General features: G+C 69.1%; 5 protein-coding genes and 1 pseudogene. 2 read left to right on the top strand and 4 right to left on the bottom strand.

Annotated elements, in window-relative coordinates; all coding sequences use genetic code 11:
- Window positions 1–77: 77 nt before the first annotated feature.
- From H5J26_RS31660 to H5J26_RS24345, 3 genes and pseudogenes are all read right to left on the bottom strand, one after another.
- Window positions 78–2,017, bottom strand: a pseudogene (locus H5J26_RS31660) (substrate-binding domain-containing protein).
- Between the two features lie 100 nt (window positions 2,018–2,117).
- On the bottom strand, window positions 2,118–3,722 hold the full coding sequence (locus H5J26_RS24340; RefSeq protein ID WP_181768099.1) for a sugar ABC transporter ATP-binding protein: 1,605 nt from the start codon (window positions 3,720–3,722) through the stop codon (window positions 2,118–2,120).
- Between the two features lie 74 nt (window positions 3,723–3,796).
- The gene (locus H5J26_RS24345; RefSeq protein WP_181768098.1) at window positions 3,797–4,804 is read right to left on the bottom strand and encodes a LacI family DNA-binding transcriptional regulator; all 1,008 of its coding nucleotides are present in this window, start codon (window positions 4,802–4,804) and stop codon (window positions 3,797–3,799) included.
- Between the two features lie 197 nt (window positions 4,805–5,001).
- On the opposite strand from H5J26_RS24345, the gene H5J26_RS24350 reads away from it, so the two are divergent.
- Window positions 5,002–7,242, top strand: a complete 2,241-nt coding sequence (locus tag H5J26_RS24350) for an ATP-dependent RecD-like DNA helicase (RefSeq protein WP_235981034.1) — start codon at window positions 5,002–5,004, stop codon at window positions 7,240–7,242.
- Window positions 7,243–7,405: 163 nt separating this feature from the next.
- Window positions 7,406–8,695, top strand: coding sequence for a citrate synthase (locus tag H5J26_RS24355; protein WP_309238055.1), 1,290 nt, complete (start codon window positions 7,406–7,408; stop codon window positions 8,693–8,695).
- Between the two features lie 620 nt (window positions 8,696–9,315).
- Here H5J26_RS24355 and H5J26_RS24360 read toward each other — a convergent pair.
- Window positions 9,316–9,940: HAD-IC family P-type ATPase (locus H5J26_RS24360; protein WP_181768096.1), on the bottom strand; the 625-nt coding region annotated here is incomplete at its 5' end.

Raw genomic sequence — 9,940 nt, forward strand, 5'->3', positions numbered from 1 at the left:
GGCGGCCAGTTGCCCGTCGGCCGCCGCCACACCTCGTATTCCGGGCGTGTGTCACCCGCAGAGGTTCCAGCGGCCGATCAGGAGTACCGGCGGACGTTCTTCTCGTTCACGGTCACGACCGGCACCTTGATCTGGCTGTCGGGGTCGTTGCCCTCGATCTTGCGGATCGCGTTGCGGACGGCCATGCGGCCCAGCTCGGCCGGCTGTTGGGCGATCGAGGTGTTGAGCGTCCCCTTCTTGATCGCCTTGAAGCCGTCCGGAGTGCCGTCGAACCCGACGACCTTGACCTGCTTGCCGGCCTTGCTGCCGAGCGCCTTGATGGCGCCCAGCGCCATCTCGTCGTTCTCGGCGAAGACTCCGGTGACGTCCGGGTGGGACTGGAGCAGGTTGGTGGCGACGTCGAGACCCTTGGCGCGGTCGAAGTCGGCGGGCTGCTTCGCGACGACCTTGATGCCCGGGTACTTCTTGATGCCGGACATGAAGCCCTGGCCGCGCTCACGCGAGGCCGAGGTGCCGGGCTGGCCGCGGAGCACGATGATGTTGCCCTGCTCGCCCAGCTGCTTCGCCATGTCCGCAGCGGCCTTCTTGCCGCCGCCGACGTTGTCGGAGGCGACCGTCGTCTCGACCTTGGCCTTGTTGACGGCGCGGTCGACGGCGATGACCGGGATGCTCGCGTTGTTGGCCGCCTTGACGGCGGGCCCGGCCGCGTCGGAGTCGACGGGGTTGATGATGATCGACTTCACGTTCTGGCTGGTGAAGTTCTCGATCTGGCCTGCCTGCTGGGAAGCGTCGTCCTGGGCGTCCTGGACGCTCAGCTCGGCCCCTTCGGCCTTCGCCTGCGCTTCGGCGCCCTTCTTCATCTCGACGAAGAAAGGATTGTTCAAGGTCGACAACGCGAGCCCGATCTTGATGTCTTCCTTGTCACCGGACTTCCCGGAGCCGCTTCCGCAGCCGGTGGCGGCCGTGCATATCAGAGCCGCAGCTGTCACTACGGCGTACGTGCTCTTTCTTTTGCTCATTGCTGCGTTCCTTGCAGTCGACGGCAGATGAACGAATGGGCGGGCTTCCCTCGGGCGCACAGAGATCATGCGCGACGACGGAGTGTATCGAGGAGCACTGCCAGGGCGATCACCACCCCGATGACGACCTGCTGCCAGAACGCGGAGACGTCGAGCAGGTTGAGGCCGTTGCGCAGAACCGCGAGGATCAGCGCTCCGATCAGCGTCCCGGACGCCTTACCGACGCCTCCCGAGAGGCTCGCGCCGCCGATCACCACCGCTGCGATGGCGTCCAGTTCGTAGCCCATCGCCGCCTGCGGCTGGGCCGAGGCGAGCCGCGAGGCCAGCACGATTCCGGCGATGGCGGCGAACGCGCCCGAGAGCCCGTAGATGACCAGCTTCTGCCGGCGCACGCGGATGCCCGACAGCCGTGCCGCCTCCTCGTTGCCGCCGATCGCGTACATCGAACGGCCGCTGTACGTACGTGCCAGCACCAGCGAGGTGATGCCGCCCATCACGACCATCACCAGCAGCGGCACGGGGAACCACCCGCCCAGCGTCTCGCCGACGGTGGCGACGGAGGCGGGGAGGGTCAGGGGGGTGCCGTCCGAGAGGACGAGGGAGAGCCCGCGCCCGATGGAGAGCATGGCGAGGGTGGCGATGAAGGGCGGCAGCTTGCCGTAGGCGATGAGCCCGCCGCTGACGAGGCCGCAGGCGACGCCCGTGCCGACAGCGAGCAGCACAGCCATCCAGACCGGCAGCCCGTCCTTGGAGGCCGTCCACCCGAGCATGATCGCCGAGAGGGCGGCCACGGAACCGACGGACAGGTCGATGCCGCCCGCCACGATGACGAAGGTGACGCCGAAGGCGAGGATCGCCGTGACGGCCGCCTGCACACCGACGTTGAGCAGATTCTGCGTGCTCAGGAAGTCGGGCGACATGACCGTCAGCGCGACGACGAGCACGATCAGGCCGCTCAGCGCACCGTTCTCCAGAAGGACCTTCCGCAGGACGGGCATCGCACCGCTGCCCGCGCCGCCCGAACTGCCGCCGCCCGAGGGGCCCTTGCTCACCCGGGGGCCCTGCCGTCCGTGCCCCGGACCGCTGCTGCTGTGGATGTCAGTGGCCACGGTGGCCCTCCCTGTCCTTGGTCTTGGTTGCCGGGGCGTTCTCACGGTGGGCGGTGCCGACGGCCAGTTCCATCACGGCGTCCTGCGTGGCTTCCTGCGCGGTGAGTTCGCCCGCGATCCGGCCCTGGGCCATCACGAGGATGCGGTCGCTCATGCCCAGCACCTCCGGGAGGTCGCTGGAGATCATCAGCACCGCGTGCCCGGACGCCGTCAACTCGTTGATGAGCTCGTAGATCTCGACCTTCGCGCCCACGTCGATGCCGCGGGTGGGCTCGTCGAGAATCAGCACACGGCTCTGCGCCAGCAGCCACTTGCCGATGACGACCTTCTGCTGGTTGCCGCCGGAGAGGGTGCCGGTGCGCTGCCCGAGTCCGGACATGCGCACGCCGAGCCGGCCGGCGATGCGGGCGGCCGACTCCTGCTGCCCGGAACGGTTCACGATGCCGCCGCGCGTGGAGCTGCGGAGGGTGACCAGCCCCAGGTTGTCCTGCACCGAGGAGTCCAGAAGCAGGCCCTGGCCCTTGCGGTCCTCGGGGACGAGCCCGATGCCGGAGGCCAGCGCCGCGTTGATGTCGTGCCGGCGGAGCCGCTTGCCCTGCACCTCCACGGTGCCCGCGTCGTAGCGGTCGGCGCCGAAGACGGCGCGCGCCACCTCCGTACGCCCGGCGCCCACCAGTCCGGCCAGACCCACGACTTCACCCGCGCGCAGCTCGAAGCCGATGTCGCTGAAGCTGCCTTCGCGGCGCAGCCCGGACACGCGCAGCAGCGGCGTGCCCGAACGCCCGCCCCCACCGGCGGACTTGCCGGTCTCCCGCGGGTACTGCTGCTCGATGCTGCGGCCCACCATCATCCGCACGAGATCGTCGTGCGGGGTGTCGGCAGGTGCCTGGCCGACGCTGCGGCCGTCGCGCAGAACGGTGACCCTGTCGCCCAGTTCGGCGATCTCTTCGAGGTGGTGCGTGATGAAGATGATGCCGACGCCGTCCGCGCGCAGGCGCCGAACGAGGTCGAAAAGCTTCACGACCTCGTCCGCCGTGAGCGCCGCCGTGGGCTCGTCCATGATCAGGACGCGCGCACGCAGGCTCAGCGCCTTTGCGATCTCCACCATCTGCGAGCGTGCGATGCCCAGTTCGCGTACGGGCGTGCGCGGCGGGATGTCCACGCCGACGCGGGCGAGGAGTTCGGCGGCGTCCGCCTCCATGCGGTCGCGGTCGAGCAGCCCGAAGCGGCGCGGCTGGCGGCCCAGGAAGATGTTCTCGGCCACGCTGAGGTGGGGGACGAGGTTGAACTCCTGGTGCATGGTGGCGACGCCGAGCCGCTCCGCGTCACCGGCCCCGTGGATGCGCACGGGCTTGCCGTCGCGCAGGACGCGTCCGGCGTCCGCCTTGTAGACCCCGGAGAGGATCTTGATCAGGGTGCTCTTGCCGGCGCCGTTCTCACCGAGGATGACGTGCACTTCGCCCGAGCGGAGCTCGAAGTCGACGCCGTCGAGGGCCACGACGTTGGGGAAGGTCTTGCGGATGCCCTCGGTGCGCAGCAGTTCACGGCCCTGCGGGGGCTGTTGCGGCGGCTGAGGCGAGGTCTGTTTCTGCAGGGACTGCCCCGGGGCCGGCTGGGGGCCCGGCTGCGGTACCAGGGGGTCCGTGGGCCGTGGGGGGTCGGGCGTGGTCAACGGCGGCTCCCTTCGCTCTCGCCGCAGGAGCGGCGCGTGACAAGGCGGGCGGTGAGGGTGACGGAGTCGGCGCTCCGCCCCTCCACGAGATTGATCAGTGCCTGCACGGCGCGGCGTCCCAGCTCTCCGGTCGGCTGCGCGATCGCGGTGATCGGGGGGTCGGTGTGCAGGAACCAAGGGATGTCGTCGAAGGCGGCGAGCGCGATGTCCTCCGGCACGCGCAGTCCGCGGCTGCGCAGTTCGTCCATCGCTCCCAGGGCCATGAGGTTGTCCGTGGCGAAGACGGCGTCGGGCGGATCGGGCAGATCCAGGAAGGCCGCGGTGGCGAGCCTGCCGCTCTCGGTCTGGAAGTCGCCCTGGCCGGTGTAGTTCCGGGGGAGCGGCAGCCCGAAAGCCTGGAGCGCCTCCCGGAAGGCCGCCACCCGCTCGTTGCCGGTGGTCGTCTCGCTCGGGCCTCCGATGATGGCCAGCCGCCGGTGGCCGAGGGCGTACATGTGGGCCACGAGGTCGTGCACGGCCGGGCGTCCGTCGGCGTGGACGACGGGTACGTCGATGCCGGGTATCCAGCGGTCCACGAAGACCATGGGGGTGCCGGCGTCCGCGGCGTCCCGGATCATCGCGGTGCCGCCGTCGGTCGGGGAGACCAGCAGCCCGTCGATGCGCCGCTCCAGCAGCGTGCGCACGTGGTGCTCCTGGAGCGCCGCTCGCTCGTCGGCGTTCCCGATGATGACGCTGTAGCCGCGCTCGCGGGCCGCGCCCTCCACCGACCGTGCCAGCTCGGTGAAGAAGGGGTTCAGCACGTCGCTGATGACGAGGCCGAGCGTGCGGGTCTGATGGGTCCTCAGGGAGCGCGCGACGGCGTTGGGCCGGTAAGCGAGTTGAGTGACCGCGGACAGCACGCGCGAGCGCGTGTCCGGGCGCACGGCCGGGTGGTCGTTGAGCACCCTGGAGACCGTGGCGACAGAGACGCCCGCAACGGATGCCACGTCTTTGATGCTGGTCAACTGCTGTGCCCGTCTCGAAGTCGGCGGCGTGGTAACGATTACATCCGCCATGAGAAGGGACACCACCGCTCCGGCACAAGGGTTCGACATCTGATCGTGACGATCCGCCGCCGACCGGGGAAGTGCCTGGTGGGCTGCGTAAGGGAGTTGGCCGGAGATCTGCCCCGATGTCGGTGCCCGGCACTACCGTCAGTGACATGTCCTTCCAGAACGCGGTGCTCGAAGGGGTCCTCGAGCGCATCACCTACGCCAACGAGGACAACGGGTACACGGTGGCCCGCCTCGACACCGGCCGCGGCGGCGAACTGCTCACGGTCGTCGGCTCGTTGCTGGGGGCACAGGTGGGCGAGTCGCTGCGGATGGAGGGCAGTTGGGGCTCCCACCCGCAGTACGGACGGCAGTTCACCGTGGAGAACTACACGACGGTTCTCCCCGCCACCGTGCAGGGCATCCGCCGCTACCTCGGCTCCGGCCTGATCAAGGGCATCGGCCCGCGCATCGCCGAACGCATCGTGGACCACTTCGGCACCAGCACGCTCGACGTCATCGAGGAGGACGCCGCCAAGCTGATCGAGGTGCCGGGGCTCGGCCCGAAGCGTACGAAGAAGATCGCCGCGGCCTGGGAGGAGCAGAAGGCCATCAAGGAGGTGATGATCTTCCTTCAGGGCGTGGGCGTCTCCACCTCCATCGCCGTGCGGATCTACAAGAAGTTCGGCGACGCCTCGATCTCCGTCGTCAAGAACCAGCCGTACAGGCTCGCCGCCGACGTGTGGGGCATCGGCTTCCTCACCGCGGACCGCATCGCCCAGTCCGTCGGCATCCCGCACGACAGCCCCGAACGGGTCAAGGCCGGTCTGCAGTACGCCCTTTCGCAGTCCACCGACCAGGGCCACTGCTATCTCCCCGAGGAGCGGCTGATCTCCGACGCGGTCAAGCTGCTCCAGGTGGGGTCCGGCCTCGTCATCGACTGCCTGGGCCAACTGGCCGCCGAGGACGAGGGCGTGGTCAGGGAGAAGGTCCCCGGCGAGGACGGGCAGCCCGTCACCGGCGTGTATCTGGTGCCCTTCCACCGGGCCGAGTTGTCGCTCTCGGCCCAGCTGCACCGGCTGCTCCGCGCACCCGAGGACCGCCTCCCGGCCTTCCAGGACGTCGACTGGGAGGCGGCGCTCAGCTGGCTGGCGGAGCGCACGGGCGCGGCGCTGGCGCCCGAGCAGCGGGAGGCCGTGCGGCTGGCCCTCAGCGAGAAGGTCGCCGTGCTGACGGGCGGGCCCGGGTGCGGCAAGTCCTTCACGGTGCGCTCGGTGGTGGAGCTGGCCCGGGCCAAGAAGGCGGAGGTGGTGCTGGCCGCGCCCACCGGCCGGGCCGCCAAGCGGCTCGCGGAGCTGACCGGGGCTGAGGCCTCCACCGTGCACAGGCTGCTGGAGCTGAAGCCCGGCGGGGACGCCGCGTACGACCGGGAGCGGCCGCTCCAGGCCGATCTGGTCGTCGTCGACGAGGCGTCGATGCTCGACCTGCTGCTGGCCAACAAGCTGATCAAAGCCGTGCCGCCCGGGGCCCATCTGCTGCTCGTCGGCGACGTGGACCAGCTGCCGTCGGTCGGTGCCGGAGAGGTCCTGCGGGACCTGCTCGCCGAGGGCGGCCCCGTCCCCGCGGTCCGGCTGAAGCGGATCTTCCGCCAGGCCCGGGAGTCCGCTGTGGTGACGAACGCGCACCGGATCAACTCGGGGGTGCCGCCCGTCACCCACGGATTGAGTGATTTCTTCCTCTTCCCCGAAGAGGACACGGAGGAGGCCGGTCGGCTCACCGTGGACGTCGTGGCACGCCGCATCCCGGCGAAGTTCGGCCTCGACCCCCGTCGTGACGTGCAGGTCCTCGCACCGATGCACCGCGGCCCCGCAGGCGCGGGGGTGCTCAACGGGCTGCTGCAGCAGGCGCTGACCCCCGCCCGCCCCGACCTGCCGGAGAAGCGCTTCGGCGGGCGGGTTTTCCGAGTGGGTGACAAGGTCACCCAGATCCGTAACAACTACGAGAAGGGCGCGTGCGGCGTCTTCAACGGCACGGTCGGTGTCGTCACCGGGCTGCAGCTGGACGACCAGCGGCTGACCGTCCGCACCGACGAGGACGAGGAGGTGGACTACGACTTCGACGAACTGGACGAGCTGTCCCACGCGTACGCCGTCACCATCCACCGCTCGCAGGGCAGCGAGTACCCGGCGGTGGTGATTCCCGTCACCACGAGTGCCTGGATGATGCTCCAGCGCAATCTGCTCTATACCGCCGTGACCAGGGCAAAGCGTCTGGTGGTCCTGGTGGGGTCCCGCAGGGCGATCGCCCAGGCAGTCCGTTCGGTCTCCGCCGGCAGGCGGTGCACGGCCCTCGATCACCGCTTGCGCGGCGCTCCGGTGGCCGTGCCGGACCGGGACGAGTCCGGGGGGTGACCGGCGACACGTAGAGGGTGCAGGATGGCGAAACAAAGACGGCACTGCGTGCCATCACAGAGCCCATTGGCCGACCCCGAGTGCACCGCACCGCACTGAGTGGGGGACAGTTGAAAGAGTCAGGGCACCTCGAAGAAGAGGCACTACGTCGGTGAGGGAAGACGTGAGCGACAACTCTGTAGTACTTCGGTACGGGGACGATGAGTACAGCTACCCCGTGGTCGACAGCACGGTCGGTGACCGTGGCTTCGACATCGGCAAGCTGCGCGCCGAGACCGGTCTGGTGACCCTGGATTCGGGCTACGGCAACACCGCCGCGTACAAATCCGCCATCACCTATCTCGACGGTGAAGGGGGGATTCTGCGCTACCGCGGTTACCCGATCGAGCAGCTGGCGGAGCGCGGCACCTTCCTGGAGACGGCGTATCTCCTGATCCACGGTGAACTTCCCACCGTCGACCAGCACGCCGGTTTCAAGGACGAGATCACCCGGCACACCCTGCTCCACGAGGACGTCAAGCGTTTCTACGACGGCTTCCCGCGTGACGCCCACCCGATGGCGATGCTCTCCTCCGTGGTGAGCGCGCTGTCGACGTTCTACCAGGACAGCCACAACCCGTTCGACGAGGAGCAGCGGCACCTGTCGACGATAAGGCTGCTGGCCAAGCTGCCGACGATCGCGGCCTACGCGTACAAGAAGGCGATCGGTCACCCGGTCGTCTATCCGCGCAACGACCTCGGCTACGTCGAGAACTTCCTGCGGATGACCTTCTCGGTTCCCGCCGCGGAGTACGAACTCGACCCGGTCGTCGTCAACGCCCTCGAGAAGCTGCTGATCCTGCACGCGGACCACGAGCAGAACTGCTCGACGTCGACGGTCCGGCTGGTGGGTTCGTCGCAGGCGAACATGTTCGCCTCGATCTCCGCGGGTATCAACGCCCTGTGGGGCCCGCTGCACGGCGGCGCCAACCAGAGCGTTCTGGAGATGCTCCAGGGCATCAAGGCCTCCGGCTCCGACGTCGACACCTTCATCCGCAAGGTGAAGGACAAGGAGGACGGCGTAAAGCTGATGGGCTTCGGTCACCGCGTCTACAAGAACTTCGACCCCCGGGCGAAGATCATCAAGGCCGCGGCGCACGATGTCCTCTCGGCTCTCGGCAAGAGCGACGAGCTCCTCGACATCGCCCTGCGACTCGAGGAACACGCCCTGAGCGACGACTACTTCGTCGAGCGCAAGCTCTACCCGAATGTCGACTTCTACACCGGTTTGATCTACCGGGCCATGGGCTTCCCGACCAGCATGTTCACCGTGCTTTTCGCCCTCGGCCGCCTCCCCGGATGGATCGCCCAGTGGCACGAGATGATCAAGGAGCCGGGCTCCCGGATCGGCCGTCCGCGGCAGATCTACACCGGTGTCGTCGAGCGGGAGTACGTGCCGATAGAGTCCCGCTGACCCCCCTGTGACCCTGGCTGTACAGTGAGTCACGTCAGCCGGGGATGAGCTTGAGGAAGGCCCCATCCAAGCGGATTGGGGCCTTCCGTATGTGCAGATCCGTGGCGAGACTTAGATCACAGAAATTGGGGGGTAACCATTGCCCTGGGTCGGACGTCTAACCGGGTGGCAGCGGCCTCCCGGCGGGGTCGTCGCCACCCGCCGAGTAAGTCTTTGGGGGACGGCCTCGGCATAGCAACATCGGCAAGCGTGCCCGGGGAGCTTTGAGCGGCCCTCCCGTACGTACGTGCAGCCAGGAGGCACCCGGCCAGGATCCCGTGGGGGGAATCCATGACCGGGAAACGGAAGCGCCCCGTCGACAGGCCCGTGGGGGGACCTGTCAGGCGGGGCGCTTTTCGTTGCGTCCCGCAGGGCCGGGAGCGTCGGAGCGATTCGTTCCGCGCTCTCCGCACAGAGGATCGGCGCGTACCGAATTCGGGCGGCACGGGGTCACAAGACCTTCACGTTTCCCTCACCTATGCCGTCGGATCTTGATCTGGCGCCGGTCGGACGTCGCCGGCTGTCTCCCGCCCGCTGTCCGGCGAACCCCGCCCGTGCCGCACGGTCTTGGAGCGCGGGCCTCAGCGGAAGCGGCGCAACCGCAGGCTGTTGGTGACGACGAAGACCGAGGAGAAGGCCATCGCCGCCCCCGCGATCATGGGGTTGAGCAGCCCGGCCGCCGCGAGCGGCAGAGCCGCCACGTTGTAGCCGAAGGCCCACCAGAGGTTGCCCTTGATGGTGCTCAACGTCCTGCGCGCCAGGCGGATCGCGTCCGCGGCCACCCTCAAGTCGCCCCGTACGAGCGTGAGATCGCCCGCCTCGATCGCGGCGTCGGTCCCGGTGCCCATCGCCAGCCCCAGGTCGGCGGTGGCCAGGGCCGCCGCGTCGTTGACGCCGTCGCCGACCATCGCGACGCTGCGTCCCTGCTCCTGGAGCCGCCGCACCTGGCCGGCCTTGTCCTCGGGCAGGACCTCCGCGATGACGGCGTCACCGAGCGATGCGTCCGTGCGGCCCTCCGCGCCGGGTGCCGGGCCGATCCCGACGCTGCGGGCCACGGCCTCCGCCACGGCCCGGTTGTCGCCGGTCAGCAGCACGGGTGTGAGCCCCAGTGCGCGCAGCTCCCGTACGGCCTGGGCGCTGGTCTCCTTCACTGTGTCCGCGACCGTGAGTACGCCGCGCACGGCTCCGTCCCAGCTGACCGTCACC

The sequence above is a fragment of the Streptomyces albidus (ex Kaewkla and Franco 2022) genome (assembly GCF_013870515.1).
Lineage (GTDB): Bacteria > Actinomycetota > Actinomycetes > Streptomycetales > Streptomycetaceae > Streptomyces > Streptomyces albidus.